Source organism: Massilia sp. Mn16-1_5 (assembly GCF_004798585.1).
Classification (GTDB): Bacteria; Pseudomonadota; Gammaproteobacteria; order Burkholderiales; family Burkholderiaceae_D; genus Telluria.
Genome location: NZ_PPXQ01000011.1, coordinates 165845 through 181540 on the forward strand (window position 1 = coordinate 165845; position 15696 = coordinate 181540).

Below are 15696 nucleotides of genomic sequence, written 5' to 3' on the forward strand. Positions count from 1 at the left end.
CCGACGGAGCGGCAAATAAATGTATGCAGCCGGTGTGCAACCTGCACGTCACCACAGCTTCTGCGGAGACAACCGCTCATGCGGCGCTGCTTAAACCGTGAAAGTTTAGCACAGGCCGGGGCGGGTTGCACTGCAACATGGGGTCGGAAAGCGTGCGCGGGGGAGCACTGGCGGGAAAGGTGGCAAGCTTGCCAATATTGATATCGGGTAGTTGCTTACGGATTGATGCCCGCGTTCAGGCCTCGGTGTCCTTGGTAAAGCAGAGCGATCCCGCGCCGTCGAGGCAGATGCCGCCGTCACTGCCGAATTTCACCGGCCACAGGGCGCGCGCCGGCTCCGGCTGCTCACCGCGCCAGACGAGGCCGTGAAAAGTGGCATCGACCTCTTCCTTGCGTACGTCTTCCCAGCGGCCGCGGATTTCGTCCGTCATGCTGTCGGGTCCGTCGATCTGGAGCACGTAATCGCCGCTGGCCCGCACCTCGAGCACCATCGTCTTTTCCGCCGTGCCGAGCCGGTAGATGCCGATCGGCTCGGCCGGCTGCCGGTTGCAGGCGGCAAGGAGAGCCAAGGAAACGAGGAGACAAGGCGTTTTCATGTTGACAACTTTCTGGGCAAACAAAAACCAGCGTGCAGCGTCATCCGGGGTTGAGGAATATGCGGGCGCATATCGCCGGATGGCGCTCCACGCTGGCGCCTGGGAATAGATGGGTAATACGGTAGGAGACGGCTACTGGACAGCGGCGACCGTTTAAAACTCGTCGTCTTCGGGTGCGCCTTTTAAGGCGGCACGCACGGCACTGCTGGAAAAACCGCGTGCCATCAAAAAACGCATCTGCTTGCTGCGCTCGGCCGCGTCTTGCGCGACGGTGCCGAATTTACGTTGCCAGACCTCGACCGCGCGCGCGGTCTCGCTCTCGGCAAGATTGGATTTCAGTTCAGCCAACTGTTCGCCATTGACACCATGGCTTTGCAGCTCGGCCATGACCCGGCTGTTGCCGTAGCGGGAAGCTTTTCGATGAATCAGCGATTCGGCAAAGCGTTCCTGCGACAGCCAGTTGTTCTTCTCTAAGAAATCGAGGAGGGCTTCGATGTCGTCGCCCTCCTCCGCATGGCGCGCCAGCTTGCGCTTGAGCTCGAGCCGGCTGTGCTCCCTCATGGAGAGGAAGCGCAGGGCCCGTGCTTTCAGACTCAAGACTGGTTGACGCATGGCGGTACAGCACATCGGATGGGATCGAGCATCGAACTGACACCCGATCCCAACCCGATTACTCCGAAACAGCCTTCAACTTCGGCTTGTCGTCACCGGCAGCGACGCCGGCATCGGCAGCCACTGGCGGCAGTTCGCGCACGCCGAGGGCGGCACGGACCTTGTTCTCGATTTCGCGCGCCAGTGCCGGGCGGTCTTTCAGGAACAGGCGGGCGTTGTCCTTGCCCTGGCCGATACGTTCGCCGTTATAGCTGTACCAGGAACCGGACTTCTCCACGATCTTGTTGTCAGCGCCCAGATCGAGGATTTCGCCTTCGCGCGAGGTGCCTTCTCCATACAGGATGTCGAAGTGCGCTTCGCGGAACGGTGGCGCGATCTTGTTCTTGACGACCTTGACCTTGGTTTCGTTACCGATCACCTCGTCACCCGACTTGATCGAACCGGTACGGCGGATGTCCATACGCACGGAGGCGTAGAACTTCAGCGCGTTACCGCCGGTGGTGGTTTCCGGGCTGCCGAACATGACGCCGATCTTCATACGGATTTGGTTAATGAAGATGACCAGGGTGTTCGTACGGTTGATCGACGCGGTCAGCTTGCGCAATGCCTGCGACATCAGACGTGCCTGCAGACCTGGCAGCGAGTCACCCATGTCGCCTTCGATTTCGGCGCGCGGGGTCAGTGCCGCCACCGAGTCGATGACCACCAGGTCGACCGAACCCGAACGCACCAGGGCGTCGGTGATTTCGAGCGCCTGTTCGCCGGTGTCCGGCTGCGAGATCAGCAGCTCGTCGAGCTTGATGCCCAGCTTTTGCGCATAGGTGACGTCGAGCGCGTGCTCGGCATCGATGAAGGCGCAGGTGCCGCCCAGCTTCTGCATCTGTGCGATGGTCTGCAGGGTCAGCGTGGTTTTACCCGAGGATTCCGGACCGTAGATTTCCACGATACGGCCGCGCGGCAAGCCGCCGACGCCGAGGGCGATGTCCAGACCGAGCGAACCGGTCGAGACGGTCTGCACTTCCTCTACCGGCATGTTGGCGTCCATGCGCATGACCGAACCCTTGCCGAACTGCTTCTCAATCTGCGCGAGGGCGGCGGCCAGTGCCTTGCCTTTTTCGGAGGCGTTTACTGCTACTTTTTTGTCGTCCATAATTTTCTCTCAGTCTTGGAGGTACCAAGGTGTGGGTACCCTCACGCTTTTCAAGGTCACTACTGTATAAAAATCCAGTGGTTTTGGCAAGCGCGATTTTGCCCGAACGTTGCAGAAGACTCGCATTGTTGCGCCAAATCAAACACAATGCGAGTAGAGGGAATATCTAATCGATAACGGGGTGATCTTATGCGAATTTTGCTTGCCGAAGATGATAGCGTACTCGCCGACGGACTGACGCGGTCGCTGCGCCAGTCCGGCTATGCGATCGACGACGTGCGCAACGGCCAGGACGCCGATACCGCCCTCTCGACGCAGGAGTTCGACCTGTTGATCCTCGACCTGGGCCTGCCCAAGATGTCGGGCCTGGAAGTGCTGCGCCGCCTGCGCGCGCGCTCTTCCCTGCTGCCGGTGCTGATCCTCACCGCGGCCGATTCGGTCGAGCAGCGCGTCGAAGGCCTCGACCTGGGCGCCGACGACTACATGGCCAAACCGTTCGCCTTATCGGAACTCGAAGCGCGGGTGCGGGCGCTGACCCGGCGCGGCGCCGGCGGCGGCCCCACTGTCATCCGCCACGGCCCGCTGGTCTACGACCAGGTCGGGCGCAGCGCCTACATCAACGAGCAGATGCTCGATCTCTCCGCGCGCGAACTCGGCCTGCTGGAAATCCTGCTGGCCCGTACCGGGCGCCTGGTCTCGAAGGAGCAGCTGGTCGACCACCTGTGCGAATGGGGCGAAGAAGTCTCGAACAACGCCATCGAAGTCTACGTGCACCGGCTGCGCAAGAAGATCGAGGTCGGCGGGGTGCGCATCGCCACCGTGCGCGGCCTCGGTTACTGCCTCGAAAAATATTCCGATGCCGCACGTGCCGGAGCCGAATCGGGCGCCGAATCGAAGTGAACGAACGCGATGCGGGCTTGACGGACGTGGCGGCCGCGCTGCCCGAGCCGCTCTACGTCCCGCCGAATCCGGAACCGGAAGAAAACATCCAGCACTCGCTGTTCGGCGAGATCCTCGACTGGATGCTGGCGCCCCTGCTGCTGCTGTGGCCGATGAGCATTGCGATCACCTACCTGGTCGCGAAATCAATCGCGAATCAACCCTTCGACCATGCGCTCGAAAACCGGGTCACGGTGCTGGCCCAGCAGGTGCGCGAGGAAAACGGCGTCATCACGACCCGCCTGCCCAACGGCGCGCGCGACATCCTGCGCGCGGACGACATCGACAGCGTGTATTTCCAGGTACTCGATGCCGCCGGGCGCCACGTCGACGGCGACCGCGAGCTGCCGCGCCCGCCCAATCACGATAGCGATGGCGACGCCGACAAGGATGGCGCCGTGCACTTCCGCAATGCCGCCCTGCACGGCAATCCGCTGCGCATCGCTTACCTGTACATCAACCTCGATCCGCTGGCGCCGCCCGACAGCAGCTCCCCTGCCTTTCCCCGTAAAGCCCTGGTGCAGGTGGCCGAGACCCTGGACAAGCGCGCCCTGCTCGCCAACGAGATCATCAAGGGTGTGATCCTGCCCCAGTTCATCATCCTGCCGATCATCCTGGCGCTGGTCTGGTTCGCCCTCTCGCGCGGCTTGTCACCTCTCGCGGAACTCCAGGAGCGGATCCGCGCCCGCTCTTCCGACGACCTCTCTCCTATCGATTCGCGTCAGGTGCCCGAGGAAATTTCTCCGCTTGTCGGTTCGCTCAACGAGATGCTGGGCCGCCTTTCTCAAACCATCGACATGCAGAAGCGTTTCATTGCCGACGCCGCACACCAGATGAAGACGCCGCTGGCGGGCATGCGTATGCAGTCGGAACTGGCCCTGCGCCAACTCGACCCCGATGAAATCCACCGCTCGCTCGAACAATTGGCCAAGAGCTCGGAATCGGCGACGCGCCTGGTGAACCAGTTATTAGCCCTGGCGCGTGCCGAAAACCAGCCGCACGCCGGCCTCGCTTTCGAGGAAATCGACCTGGCGGGCCTGGCGCGCGGCGTGGTGCAGGACTGGGTGCAGGCTTCGTTCGCCCACAACATCGACCTCGGCTACGAAGCGCAGGACGAAGACGTCGTCATCGCCGGCAACGCCCTGATGCTGCGCGAGCTGCTGTCGAACCTGATCGACAACGCCCTGCGCTACACCCCGGCCGGCGGCAGCGTCACCGTGCGCGTGCGGCGCGACGGCGACGTCGCCCTGCTCGAAGTCGAGGATACCGGGCCGGGCATCGCGCCGAGCGAGCGCGCCCACGTGTTCGAGCGCTTCTACCGCATCCTCGGCTCGAGCGCGAGCGGCAGCGGCCTGGGACTGGCCATCGTGCGCGAGATCGCCGGCCAGCACGGCGCCGAGGTCGACATTTTTAATAATCCGCGCAGCCATTCGGCCAAATTCCCGGGCAGCCTGTTCCGGCTGACCTTCCCGCCACCTGTCGACGACGCCCTCGATGCCACCTGAAACCGCGCCACCAAACGAACCCGACCTGGAGCGCCAGCGCCGTCTGCTGGCGGCCCGCGCCACCCACTGGCGCCGCACGCGCCGCTTGACCTTCGTGCTGATGGCCTTGTGGCTGGCGACCGGCTTCTGCACCGTGTTTTTTGCGCGCGAACTGGCTCGGGTGACGATCTTCGGCTGGCCGCTGTCCTTCTACATGGCGGCCCAGGGTGCTTCCCTGATCTGCCTGGCGATCATCGGCGTCTACGCCTGGCGCATGCGCCGCTACGACCGCGACCTGGCGCGCACCATGGGAAATGAGGCCGGGGTGAATGCATGACCCGCCAGAAGCGCTATTTCCGCCGCCTCTCCGGTTACTACGCCTGGTTCTGCGTCTGCTTCGCCGGCTTCCTGCTGGCCCTGACGGTGCTCGAAAACGAAGGCATGCCGCGCCTGTGGATCGGCCACCTGTTCATGTTCGCCACCATCGTGCTGTACGCCACCATCGGCGTCGTCAGCCGCACCTCGAACGTCACCGAATACTATGTCGCCGGCCGCCGCGTGCCGGCCCTGTTCAACGGCATGGCCACGGCCGCCGACTGGATCTCGGCGGCCAGCTTCATCAGCCTGGCGGGCGGCCTGTACCTGTCCGGCTTCGACGCCCTCGCCTACATCATGGGCTGGACCGGCGGCTATTGCCTGGTCGCGCTCCTGATCGCGCCTTACCTGCGCAAGTTCGCCCAGTACACGATTCCCGACTACCTGGCTGCGCGCTACGGCGGCGGCGCGGGCGGGCGCGGCGGGCCGGTGCGGGCGCTGGCCGTCGGCGCCACCATCATCGTCTCCTTCATCTACGTGGTGGCGCAGATCTATGCCGTCGGGCTGATCGCTTCGCGCTTCACGGGCGTCGACTTCTCGGTCGGCATTTTCCTGGGACTGGCCAGTATCCTGGTCTGCTCCTTCCTGGGCGGCATGCGCGGGATCACCTGGACGCAGGTGGCGCAGTACATCATCATCCTGGTCGCCTTCCTGATTCCGACCATGTGGCTGTCGGCCAAGCACGCCGACAATCCGCTGCCGCAGGTGGCCTACGGTTCGGTGCTGCCGAAGCTGGCCCAGCGCGAAGCGCAGCTGGCCGCCGACCCACGCGAGCACGAGGTGCGCGCCCGCTTCCAGAAGGAGGCCGACGCCTACCAGGAACGCCTGGCCGCGCTGCCCGCCTCCTGGGAACAGGGCAAGGTCGAGGCGCAGCGGCGGCTGGATACGGCGCGCCTGCGCAACCTGTCGCTGGCCGACGTACGCAACGCCGAACGCGCGCTGGCGGCGTACCCGAAGACGGCGGACGAGGCCGAAGCCCTGTGGCGCGAGCAGAGATCTCGCCTGCTGGCCCGGGCCCAGCCGCCGCAACCGCATGCCGCCCCCTTCGCCGGCGCGACCGAGGCGGAATCGAATGCGCGCCGCAACAACTTCCTGGCGCTCGTGTTCTGCCTGATGTTCGGCACCGCCGCCCTGCCCCACATCCTGATGCGTTCCTACACCACGCCCTCGGTGCACGAGACCCGGGTCTCGGTATTCTGGACCCTGTTCTTCATCCTGCTGATCTACCTGAGCATTCCGGCGCTGGCCGTGCTGGCGAAATACGACATCTATACGAGCCTGGTCGGCAGCGATTTTTCTTCGCTGCCGACCTGGATCTCCTATTGGGGGAATATCGACAAGGTGAATCCGCTGATCCAGGTTACCGACATCAACGGCGACGGCCTGGTGCAGCTGGCGGAAATCGCGATCGACGGCGACGTGCTGGTGCTGGCCACGCCCGAGATCGGCGGCCTGCCCTACGTGATCTCGGGGCTGGTGGCGGCCGGCGGCCTGGCGGCGGCCCTGTCCACCGCCGACGGCCTGCTGCTGGCGATCTCGAACGCGCTCTCGCACGACATCTATTACAAGATCGTCGATCCCGGCGCCTCGACCCAGAAGCGGGTGACGATCTCGAAACTCCTGCTGCTGGCGGTGGCCTTCATCGCCGCCTATGCCGCCTCGCAAAAGCCGGCCGACATCCTGTCCCTGGTCGGCGCCGCCTTCTCGCTGGCGGCCTCGGCCCTGTTCCCGCCGCTGGTGCTGGGCGTGTTCTGGAAGCGCGCGAATCACGCCGGGGCGATCGCCGGCATGGTGAGCGGCTTCCTGGTCTGCCTCTACTACATGATCCGCGTGCACCCGATGCTGGGCGGGCGCATGGACGCAGCCTGGTTCGACATCGCGCCGATGTCGGCCGGTATCTTCGGGGTGCCGGCGGGGATGCTGGCGGTGGTCGTCGCCAGCCTGCTGACGGCGCCGCCGGCACGGGGTAGTGATGCCTTGGTCGACTATATTCGGGCGCCGGAGTAGCAATTAAGCGACGATATCCTGAGCGTATGGCCGTGCCCGCAGACCGGTGATATTGTAGGGTGCGCATTCATGCGCACGCGGTGCGGCGTATGCGTGTCGAAAACGCATTTCGACACGCGCCCGTGGCACCGCGTGCGCATGAATGCGCACCCTACCCACGTAAAGGAGGTGTCATGTCGTCCGGCAAAATCCTCGTTGCACAAGGAGGCGGTCCGACCGCCGTCATCAACCAGTCGATGGTGGGCGTGACGCTGGAAGCGCGGCGCTTTCGTAACGTCAACCGCATCTATGGCGCCCTGCACGGCGTGCGCGGCATCGTCAACGAGGACTTCCTCGACCTGACCCAGGAAACCAGCCACAACCTCGAATTGGTGGCGGCCACACCGTCCTCCGCACTTGGCTCGACCCGCGACAAGCCGGACATGGCCTATTGCCAGCGCATCTTCGAGGTCCTGCGTGCGCACGAGATCGAACATTTCTTCTACATAGGCGGCAACGATTCAGCCGACACGGTGCGCATCGTCAGCGAGGAAGCGCACGCGGCCGGCTATCCGCTACGCTCAATCCACATCCCGAAAACCATCGACAACGACCTGGTCGGCAACGACCACACGCCGGGCTTTCCCTCGGCGGCGCGCTTCGTTGCCCAGGCCTTTGCCGGTGCCAATCTCGACAATGCCGCCCTGCCCGGCGTGTACGTCGGCGTCGTCATGGGCCGGCATGCGGGCTTTCTCACGGCGGCCTCGGCATTGGGTAAAAAGTTCCCCGACGATGGGCCGCACCTGATCTACCTACCCGAACGCACGTTCGAGCTGGAGCGCTTCCTGGCCGACGTGAAGGCGACCTATGCCCGCTACGGACGCTGCGTGATCGCCGTCTCCGAGGGTGTGCACGACGCGGCGGGCGAGCCGATCGTGACCCTGCTGGCAAAAGAAATCGAAAAAGATGCGCACGGCAACGTGCAACTGTCCGGCACCGGCGCCCTGGCCGACCTGCTGTGCGAGGAGATCAAGTCGAAACTCGGCATCAAGCGCGTGCGCGGCGACACCTTCGGCTACCTGCAGCGCTCCTTCATCGGCTGCGTGTCCGACGTCGACCAGCGCGAGGCGCGGGAAGTCGGCGAGAAGGCGGTGCAGTTCGCGATGTGGGGCGAGCGCGACGGCTCGGTCGTGATCCGCCGCACCGGCTTTTATTCGGTGGACTACGACCTGCTGCCATTGGACCAGGTCGCAGGCAAGACGCGCACCATGGAAGACGAATTCATCAGCGAGAGCGGCACCGACGTGACGGATGCCTTCAGGCTCTACCTGCGCCCGCTGCTCGGATCGGGCATGCCGGATGCGTTCCGGCTGCGCGGGGCGCGGGTACCCAGGGTGCTGCATCCGGACCGGTCCTGATTCGATGCTACCGTGACATTTTGATAGGTTTAGACGCGGCGCCACCTGCTATGCTGCGTGGCCCGATGCCACGGCATCACGACAACAATATCCTGAACGAGACAACATGCTCCCACGCATTCCCATGCGTCGGCTCGGCGGCGCGCTGGCGCTGCTGCTGGCCGCCGCCGCGCCGCTGCACGCCGCCCGCGCCCCCGCTTCCGTGCCCACGCCGCCGATCGAACGCTTCTTCGTCAATCCGCAACTCGCCGCTGCCAGCCTGTCTCCCGACGCACGCTACCTCGCCGCCATTTCCGGCGCGTCCGGGCGGCGCGCCTACCTGATCGTGATCGACCTGGAAAAGAAGACGGCGAAGACGGTCGCCGGCTACCAGAACGCCGACGTCCGCCGCTTCGAATGGGTCAACAATGGCCGCCTGCTGTTCGACCTGACCGACCACCAGATCGCCCCGGGCGGCGTGGAGATGGCGGCCGGACTGTTTGCGGTCGACCGCGACGGCGGCAACCTGCGCCAGCTTGCGGGGCGCCGCGGCGAGCCGCCCATGTCGATCGGCTCGCATATCGCACACAAGGTCCTGCCCTGGCATACCTTCATGCTCGACCAGCGCGGCGCCCAGAATTCCGACTCCGTGTATGTCGAGAGCGTCGAGTTCCTGGAAGGCAGCGAGGTACGCAACGTCAACCTGCTGCGGCTGAACACGATCACGGCCGCCACCCAGACGGTGCCGCGTCCGGGCCGGGTCCACGGCTGGATGCTCGACCACAAGGGCGAGCCGCGCCTGGCCATGTCGAGCGAAAAAGGCGTCACCACCATTCACTACCTCGATCCCGCGAACGGCCAGTGGCGCGTGCTGAGCAGTTTCGACAGCTACAAGGGCGGCAAGGACGCCTTCGAGCCGCTGGGCTTCGGCAGCGACGGCACTCTGTTCGCGACCGCCTACGGCAACAGCGATACGACGGGACTAGTAACGGTCGATCTCGCCACCGGCAAACCGAAGCCGGAGCCGCTGGTCGTCACCCCCGGCTACGATTTCACGGGGGACCTGGTGTACAGCGGCGACAAGGTGGCCGGCGCGCGGGTGCGGACCGACGCCGACAGCATCGTCTGGTTCAATCCCGCCATGGCCGAGGCCCAGAAAAAACTCGATGCGGCCCTGCCCGGCACGGTCAACCTGATGTCCTTCCCGGCTCAGAACGGGGCGGAGTGGGCGCTGGTGCGCTCGTTCTCGGACGTGCGGCCGCTAGCCTACACGCTGTTCAACCTGCGCACGGGCGCGCTCGATCCGGTGGGCGAAGCCTACCCCGGCCTGGACCTGCGCGCCATGGGCCAACAGGACCCAGTGCGCTACAAGGCGCGCGACGGCATGGAGATTCCGGCCCTGCTGACGCTGCCGCCCGGCGGCGCCAAGCAGGCGCCGCTGGTGGTGCTGGTGCACGGCGGCCCTTACCTGCGCGGCAACCGCTGGGGCTGGAAGCCGGACACGCAATTCCTGGCGTCGCGCGGCTATGCGGTGCTGGAACCCGACTTCCGAGGCAGCACCGGGTATGGCGACAAGCACTTCCGCGCCGGCTGGAAGCAATGGGGCCTGGCGATGCAGAACGACATCGCCGACGGCGCGCGCTGGGCAATTGCCCAGGGCATTGCCGATCCCAAGCGCATCTGCATCGCCGGCGCCAGCTATGGCGGCTATGCCGTGCTAATGGGGCTGGCAAACGACCCCGACCTGTACAAATGCGGCGTCGGCTGGGTGGGCGTCACCGACATCAACCTGCTCTACGACGGTCACTGGAGCTTCACTTCCGACATGTCGGAGCAATGGAAACAGTACGGCATGCCCGACCTGGTCGGCGACCGGGTCAAGGATGCGGCCCAACTGAAGGCCACCTCGCCGATCGAGCAGGCCGCGCGCATCAAGGCGCCGCTGCTGCTGGCCTACGGCGGCGTCGACCAGCGCGTGCCGATGTACCACGGCCGCAAATTCCTCGATGCCGTCAAGCCGCACAACAAGCAGGTGGAGTGGATCGAGTACCTGGACGAGGGCCACGGCTGGAGCCTGCCGAAGAACCGGGTCGATTTCTGGAGCCGGGTCGAGAAATTCCTCGACAAGAACATCGGCAGCGGCGCAAAGGCCAACTGAACTGCAGGTCCGATACGACAAAGGCGCCCCGCGGGGCGCCTTTTCTTCATGCCGGGTGCTGCCGCAGGCTTACAGCACCACAGTCTGCGCCTGACCCTCTTCGCGCGCGCGGATCTCGCCGATCCGGTACACGGTCTCGCCCGCCGCCCGCAGCTGGGCCATGGCCGCGTCCGCGTTCTCTTTGGAGACGATGACCGTCATGCCAATGCCGCAGTTGAACACGCGGTGCATCTCGGCGTCGGCCACGCCGCCGTGCTGCTGCAGCCACTGGAACAGCGGCGGCATCGTCCACGATTGTCCGTCGAGCACGGCGGTCAGGTTTTCCTGCAGCACGCGCGGGATGTTTTCGACCAGGCCGCCACCGGTGATGTGCACCAGGCCCTTCACTTCCATCGACGCCATCAGCGCCAGCAGCGGTTTGACGTAGAGGCGGGTTGGCGCCATCAGCACGTCGGCCAGCTTGCGCCCGTGGAAATCGGCTTCCAGGTCGGGCTTGGCGACGCTGATGATCTTGCGCACCAGCGAGTAGCCGTTCGAGTGGATGCCCGACGAAGCCAGGCCCAGCACCACGTCGCCCGGCACGATCTTGCTGCCGTCGATGATCTGCGATTTTTCCACCGCACCGACGGCGAAGCCGGCCAGGTCGTATTCGCCGTCCGGGTACATGCCCGGCATTTCGGCGGTTTCGCCGCCCAGCAGGGCGCAGCCGGACTGTTCGCAGCCCTGGGCGATGCCCTTGACCACGGCCGTCGCCGTCGCCACGTCCAGCTTGCCGCAGGCAAAATAGTCGAGGAAGAACAGCGGCTCGGCGCCCTGCACCAGGATGTCGTTCACGCTCATGGCGACCAGGTCGATGCCGACCGTGTCGTGGCGGTTCAGCTCGAAGGCCAGTTTCAGCTTGGTGCCGACGCCGTCGGTACCCGAGACCAGCACCGGTTCCTTGAACTTCTTGCTGAGCTCGAACAGCCCGCCGAAACCACCGATACCGCCGAGCACGCCTTCCCGCATGGTGCGCTTGGCAAACGGCTTGATCGCTTCGACCAGGGCGTCGCCGGCGTCGATATCGACACCGGCGTCGCGGTAGGAGAGAGAAACATTAGATGGTTGGCTCATGGTATTTGGCAGCGGAGGCGGTAAAATAGAAGGCGAAGACCTGTTTCAGTCAATCCGCTATTTTAACAAAACGGCCCGGCCCACCCCTGCCAAACCGAGATAACAACAAAAACATGCCATTTTTCCCGCCATCCGGAGCCTACCCAGCCTGCCCTCGCGCCGGCGCTCCCGACGGCACTGGCGCAGCGGGTTTCACGCCTGCGCACCCCGGCTTTGCCCTTGTCTGCGCGACAGCTTTTATAATGCTGCATGCGTATGACACTTCCAGGATGAAACGAACGCCATGAAACAGCTGGTGCTCGATCTAGGCGCCGAGCCGGCGCACAGCCTCGATACCTTCCAGGTCGGGGAAAATGCCGAACTGGCGCATCTGATGCACCAGTTCGCGCAGCGTGCATCGCGCGAGCATTTCGCCTACCTGTGGGGAGACACGGGCGCCGGCAAGACCCACCTGCTGCAGGCCCTGGCCGCCACCCCGAACTCGCGCTACATCGCGGCCGATGCCCCGAGCGGCGACTTCGTGTATTCGCCGGACATTTCGCTTTACTTGCTGGACGACTGCGACCGCCTGTCGGCCGCGGCCCAGATCGATGCGTTCGCCCTGTTCAACCAGATCCGCGAACACGGCGCCTACATGGTCTCGACCGGGCCGGTACCGCCGGCCGTGCTGCCGGTGCGCGAAGACCTGAGAACACGCATGGGATGGGGATTGATCTACCTGATCCACGGGCTGTCCGACGACCAGAAGATCGCGGCGCTGACCCAGGCGGCCGAGGCGCGCGGCCTGACGCTGTCGGCCAGCGTGTTACCCTATTTGCTGTCCCATTTCAAACGCGACATGCGCTCGCTCGCCACGATGCTGGATGCCCTCGACCAGTATTCGCTGGAGACCCAGCGCCCGGTCACGCTGCCCCTGCTGCGCGACCTGCTGCTGTCCCATCCCCCGGCCGATGCTGCGCAGTCGGAAACAACGCAGTCAGAGACCAAACCATGAACAAGCTCGCCCTGTTTGACCTCGACCACACCTTGCTGCCGATCGACTCGGACTACGAGTGGGGCCAGTTTTTGGTGCGCATCGGCGCCGTCGATGCGGTCGCCTATGCGCGCCGCAACGACGAATTCTTCGCCCAGTACCAGGCCGGTGTGCTCGATCCGGTCGAGTACCTGGAATTTGCCCTCGGCACCCTGGCCGGCTTCCCGCGGAGCGATCTGGAAGCCATGCGCGCGCAATACATGGTTGACGTGATCGAGCCGGCGGTGCGCCCGCAGGCGCTGGACCTGGTCAAGCGCCACCTGGACGCCGGCGACCTGGTGGCGATCATTACCGCCACCAACCACTACATCACGGCGCCGATCGCCCGCCTGTTCGGGGTCGAGCACCATATCGCGGCGATGCCGGAAACGGACGCCAGCGGGAAATTGACCGGGAAACTGGCCGGCACGCCGACCTCGGGACCGGGCAAGATCACGCACATGCACGCCTGGCTGGAACGCCTGGGCCGGCCGTTCGAGAGCTTCGAGAGCAGCCATTTCTACAGCGATTCGCACAACGACATTCCCCTGCTGTCCGTGGTTTCGCATCCGGTCGCCACCAACCCGAGCGCCGCGCTCGCCAGCCATGCGCATGCCCAGGGCTGGCCTTTACTCCATCTGTTCAATGATTAAAAAATTCATTCGTAAAATCCTTGGCGTGAAAGACGAGCGCGATCCAACCCAGGCACACATCCTCGGACCGGAAGAACACGGCATCGACCCGAAACTCGTGTCGCCGAACGCGATCCGCCTGACCCAAACCCTGCAGGAAGCCGGTTATAAAGCCTTCGTCGTGGGTGGCGCGGTGCGCGACCTGCTGCTGGGCGTGAAGCCGAAAGACTTCGACATCGCCACCGACGCGACGCCGGAGCAGGTGAAAAAACTGTTCCGCCGCGCCTTCATCATCGGCCGCCGCTTCCAGATCGTGCACGTGATGTTCGGCCAGGAGCTGCTGGAAGTGACGACCTTCCGCGGCGCCGGCAGCGCCAATGCGCCGAAGGACGAGCATGGCCGCGTCCTGCGCGACAACAACTTCGGTCCGCAGCACGAGGACGCCGCGCGGCGCGACTTCACCATCAACGCGATGTACTACGATCCGGCCACGCAAACCGTGCTGGACTACCACGGCGGCATCGCCGACATCCGTGACAAGACCCTGCGCATCATCGGCATGCCGGAAGCGCGCTACCGCGAAGATCCGGTGCGCATGCTGCGCGTGGTGCGCTTCGCCGCCAAGCTCGGCTTCACGATCGAGCCGACCACGCGCGCACCGATTCCCGTGATGGCGCCGCTGATCGACAACGTGCCGGCCGCGCGCGTGTTCGACGAGATGCTGAAGCTGCTGCTTTCGGGCCATGCGCTGGCCTGCCTGAAGGAATTGCGCTCGGCCGGCCTGCACCACGGCCTGTTGCCCCTGCTCGACGTCGTGCTCGAGCAGCCGATCGGCATGAAGTTCGTGACCCTGGCGCTGGAATCGACCGATGCGCGTGTAAAGGCCGGCAAGGGCGTGTCGCCGGGCTTCCTGTTCGCTTCCCTGCTGTGGCACCAGGTGCTGGAAAAGTGGACGGCGTATCGGGCCGCCGGCGAGTCGCCGATCCCGGCCCTGCACCTGGCCGCCGACGACGTGCTCGACACCCAGACCGAGAACCTGGCCCTGCAGCGCCGCATCGCCACCGACATGCGCGACATCTGGGCCATGCAGCCGCGCTTCGAGCGCCGCGCCGGCCGCGCGCCCTACAAATTGCTGGAAAATCCGCGCTTCCGCGCCGGCTACGACTTCCTGCTGCTGCGCTGCGAGTCGGGCGAGCTGGACAAGGAAATCGGCGAATGGTGGACCGCCTTCTACGATGCCGAAGCCGGCGAGCGCGAGCGCCTGGTGACCCAGGCCAACCGCCCGACCCCGAGCGGAGAAAAGCGCAAGCGTCCGCCGCGCCGTTCGCGCAACCGCAGTGGCGGCGGCGAAGGCGCGAGCGCCGCCCCGGCCAATTCCGCCGCGGGCGCCGGCGAGGAATGATCGCGCTGATCGGGATCGGCGCCAACCTGGGCGATGCGCGCGGCAACGTTGTCGACGCGCTGGCGCGCCTGGGACGCCAGTCCGGCTGCCGCCTGGTGGCCGCCTCCAGCCTGTGGCGCACCGCGCCGATCGACTCCTCGGGCGACGACTACATCAACGCCGTGGCCTTGCTCGATACCGACCTCGACGCGCACGTGCTGCTGGCAACGTTGCACGCGATCGAAACGGCGCACGGCCGCGAACGCCCCTACCGCAACGCCCCGCGCACGCTCGACCTGGATTTGCTGCTGTACGGCGACGAGATCATCCACACCCCGGCCCTGACGGTGCCGCACCCGCGCATGCACGAGCGCGCCTTCGTGCTGGCGCCGCTGCTGGAAATCGCGCCCGACACGGTGATTCCGGGCCGCGGCCGCGCCGCCGACTTGTTGCCGCTGGTCGCCGACCAGGCCATCGAGCGCCTTTACCAGGATTAATATGCAGATCCCCGTTTTCTTCCAGACCGCGGGCCTGCTCGTGCTGTCGAACATCTTCATGACCTTCGCCTGGTACGGGCACCTGAAAAGCCTGAACAACCGCGCCTGGTATATCGCCGCCCTGATCAGCTGGGGCATCGCCCTGTTCGAATACCTGCTGCAGGTACCGGCCAACCGCATCGGCGCCACCCAGTACAGCCTGGCGCAGCTGAAGATCATGCAGGAGGCGATCACGCTCACCGTGTTCGTGCCCTTCGCCATGTTTTATATGAACCAGCCCTTCAAGCTCGATTACGTCTGGGCGGCGCTGTGCCTGGTCGGGGCTGTGTATTTCATCTTCCGCAGCTAAAAAAATCGGCGCATTC

At 65.1% G+C, this 15696-nt stretch carries 15 protein-coding genes; 11 read left to right on the forward strand and 4 right to left on the reverse strand.

Annotation, left to right across the window (positions count from 1 at the left end; all coding sequences use genetic code 11):
• Positions 1 to 235 precede the first annotated feature (235 nt).
• From C2862_RS15150 to recA, 3 genes are all read right to left on the reverse strand, one after another.
• On the reverse strand, positions 236 to 595 hold the full coding sequence (locus C2862_RS15150; RefSeq protein WP_136220967.1) for a hypothetical protein: 360 nt from the start codon (positions 593 to 595) through the stop codon (positions 236 to 238).
• Positions 596 to 748: 153 nt separating this feature from the next.
• Positions 749 to 1207: a recombination regulator RecX gene (gene recX, locus C2862_RS15155; RefSeq protein WP_136220968.1), complete on the reverse strand. Its 459-nt coding sequence runs from the start codon at positions 1205 to 1207 to the stop codon at positions 749 to 751.
• Positions 1208 to 1265: 58 nt separating this feature from the next.
• A complete protein-coding gene (gene recA / locus C2862_RS15160; RefSeq protein ID WP_136220969.1) occupies positions 1266 to 2357 on the reverse strand; it encodes a recombinase RecA in 1092 nt (363 codons plus the stop codon).
• 189 nt (positions 2358 to 2546) lie between these two features.
• Between recA and C2862_RS15165 the strand changes: the two genes are divergently transcribed.
• The 6 genes from C2862_RS15165 to C2862_RS15190 all read left to right on the forward strand — a co-directional run bounded on the left by C2862_RS15165 (position 2547) and on the right by C2862_RS15190 (position 10696).
• Positions 2547 to 3257 (forward strand): response regulator transcription factor, encoded by a 711-nt coding sequence (locus tag C2862_RS15165; protein WP_136220970.1) that lies wholly within the window; start codon positions 2547 to 2549, stop codon positions 3255 to 3257.
• The gene (locus tag C2862_RS15170) at positions 3254 to 4801 is read left to right on the forward strand and encodes a sensor histidine kinase N-terminal domain-containing protein (RefSeq protein WP_229467449.1); all 1548 of its coding nucleotides are present in this window, start codon (positions 3254 to 3256) and stop codon (positions 4799 to 4801) included. The genes C2862_RS15165 and C2862_RS15170 overlap by 4 nt, the downstream gene beginning before the upstream one ends.
• Positions 4791 to 5117 (forward strand): DUF4212 domain-containing protein, encoded by a 327-nt coding sequence (locus tag C2862_RS15175; RefSeq protein ID WP_136220971.1) that lies wholly within the window; start codon positions 4791 to 4793, stop codon positions 5115 to 5117. Before C2862_RS15170 ends, C2862_RS15175 begins: the two co-directional genes overlap by 11 nt.
• Positions 5114 to 7162 carry a sodium:solute symporter family protein gene (locus C2862_RS15180; RefSeq protein WP_136220972.1) on the forward strand — a complete coding sequence of 683 codons (2049 nt, stop codon included), beginning with the start codon at positions 5114 to 5116 and terminating at the stop codon, positions 7160 to 7162. Before C2862_RS15175 ends, C2862_RS15180 begins: the two co-directional genes overlap by 4 nt.
• A gap of 173 nt (positions 7163 to 7335) precedes the next feature.
• Positions 7336 to 8559: a 6-phosphofructokinase gene (locus C2862_RS15185; RefSeq protein WP_136220973.1), complete on the forward strand. Its 1224-nt coding sequence runs from the start codon at positions 7336 to 7338 to the stop codon at positions 8557 to 8559.
• 106 nt (positions 8560 to 8665) lie between these two features.
• On the forward strand, positions 8666 to 10696 hold the full coding sequence (locus C2862_RS15190) for a S9 family peptidase (protein WP_229467450.1): 2031 nt from the start codon (positions 8666 to 8668) through the stop codon (positions 10694 to 10696).
• Between the two features lie 69 nt (positions 10697 to 10765).
• Here C2862_RS15190 and purM read toward each other — a convergent pair whose 3' ends face one another.
• Positions 10766 to 11809: a phosphoribosylformylglycinamidine cyclo-ligase gene (gene purM / locus C2862_RS15195; RefSeq protein WP_136220974.1), complete on the reverse strand. Its 1044-nt coding sequence runs from the start codon at positions 11807 to 11809 to the stop codon at positions 10766 to 10768.
• Positions 11810 to 12092: 283 nt separating this feature from the next.
• On the opposite strand from purM, the gene hda reads away from it, so the two are divergent.
• Genes hda through C2862_RS15220 form a run of 5 tightly spaced genes read left to right on the forward strand, consistent with a single transcriptional unit; the run spans position 12093 to position 15680 of the window.
• Entirely contained in the window at positions 12093 to 12803 is a 711-nt protein-coding gene (gene hda, locus C2862_RS15200) for a DnaA regulatory inactivator Hda (RefSeq protein WP_136220975.1), read from the forward strand.
• The gene (locus tag C2862_RS15205) at positions 12800 to 13474 is read left to right on the forward strand and encodes an HAD family phosphatase (protein WP_136220976.1); all 675 of its coding nucleotides are present in this window, start codon (positions 12800 to 12802) and stop codon (positions 13472 to 13474) included. Before hda ends, C2862_RS15205 begins: the two co-directional genes overlap by 4 nt.
• Positions 13467 to 14855: a polynucleotide adenylyltransferase PcnB gene (pcnB, locus tag C2862_RS15210; protein WP_136220977.1), complete on the forward strand. Its 1389-nt coding sequence runs from the start codon at positions 13467 to 13469 to the stop codon at positions 14853 to 14855. The genes C2862_RS15205 and pcnB overlap by 8 nt, the downstream gene beginning before the upstream one ends.
• Positions 14852 to 15331 carry a 2-amino-4-hydroxy-6-hydroxymethyldihydropteridine diphosphokinase gene (folK, locus tag C2862_RS15215; RefSeq protein ID WP_136220978.1) on the forward strand — a complete coding sequence of 160 codons (480 nt, stop codon included), beginning with the start codon at positions 14852 to 14854 and terminating at the stop codon, positions 15329 to 15331. Before pcnB ends, folK begins: the two co-directional genes overlap by 4 nt.
• A gap of 1 nt (position 15332) precedes the next feature.
• Positions 15333 to 15680, forward strand: coding sequence for a DMT family protein (locus tag C2862_RS15220; RefSeq protein ID WP_136220979.1), 348 nt, complete (start codon positions 15333 to 15335; stop codon positions 15678 to 15680).
• Positions 15681 to 15696: the final 16 nt, after the last annotated feature.

Bases quoted from the DNA above. Each gene is read 5' to 3' on its own strand.
- C2862_RS15175 (WP_136220971.1), top strand. From the start codon at position 4,791: ATGCCACCTGAAACCGCGCCACCAAACGAACCCGACCTGGAGCGCCAG.
- purM (WP_136220974.1), bottom strand. From the start codon at position 11,809: ATGAGCCAACCATCTAATGTTTCTCTCTCCTACCGCGACGCCGGTGTC.
- recA (WP_136220969.1), bottom strand. From the start codon at position 2,357: ATGGACGACAAAAAAGTAGCAGTAAACGCCTCCGAAAAAGGCAAGGCA.
- C2862_RS15205 (WP_136220976.1), top strand. From the start codon at position 12,800: ATGAACAAGCTCGCCCTGTTTGACCTCGACCACACCTTGCTGCCGATC.
- C2862_RS15190 (WP_229467450.1), top strand. From the start codon at position 8,666: ATGCTCCCACGCATTCCCATGCGTCGGCTCGGCGGCGCGCTGGCGCTG.
- pcnB (WP_136220977.1), top strand. From the start codon at position 13,467: ATGATTAAAAAATTCATTCGTAAAATCCTTGGCGTGAAAGACGAGCGC.
- C2862_RS15150 (WP_136220967.1), bottom strand. From the start codon at position 595: ATGAAAACGCCTTGTCTCCTCGTTTCCTTGGCTCTCCTTGCCGCCTGC.
- recX (WP_136220968.1), bottom strand. From the start codon at position 1,207: ATGCGTCAACCAGTCTTGAGTCTGAAAGCACGGGCCCTGCGCTTCCTC.
- C2862_RS15180 (WP_136220972.1), top strand. From the start codon at position 5,114: ATGACCCGCCAGAAGCGCTATTTCCGCCGCCTCTCCGGTTACTACGCC.
- folK (WP_136220978.1), top strand. From the start codon at position 14,852: ATGATCGCGCTGATCGGGATCGGCGCCAACCTGGGCGATGCGCGCGGC.
- C2862_RS15220 (WP_136220979.1), top strand. From the start codon at position 15,333: ATGCAGATCCCCGTTTTCTTCCAGACCGCGGGCCTGCTCGTGCTGTCG.
- hda (WP_136220975.1), top strand. From the start codon at position 12,093: ATGAAACAGCTGGTGCTCGATCTAGGCGCCGAGCCGGCGCACAGCCTC.
- C2862_RS15165 (WP_136220970.1), top strand. From the start codon at position 2,547: ATGCGAATTTTGCTTGCCGAAGATGATAGCGTACTCGCCGACGGACTG.
- C2862_RS15185 (WP_136220973.1), top strand. From the start codon at position 7,336: ATGTCGTCCGGCAAAATCCTCGTTGCACAAGGAGGCGGTCCGACCGCC.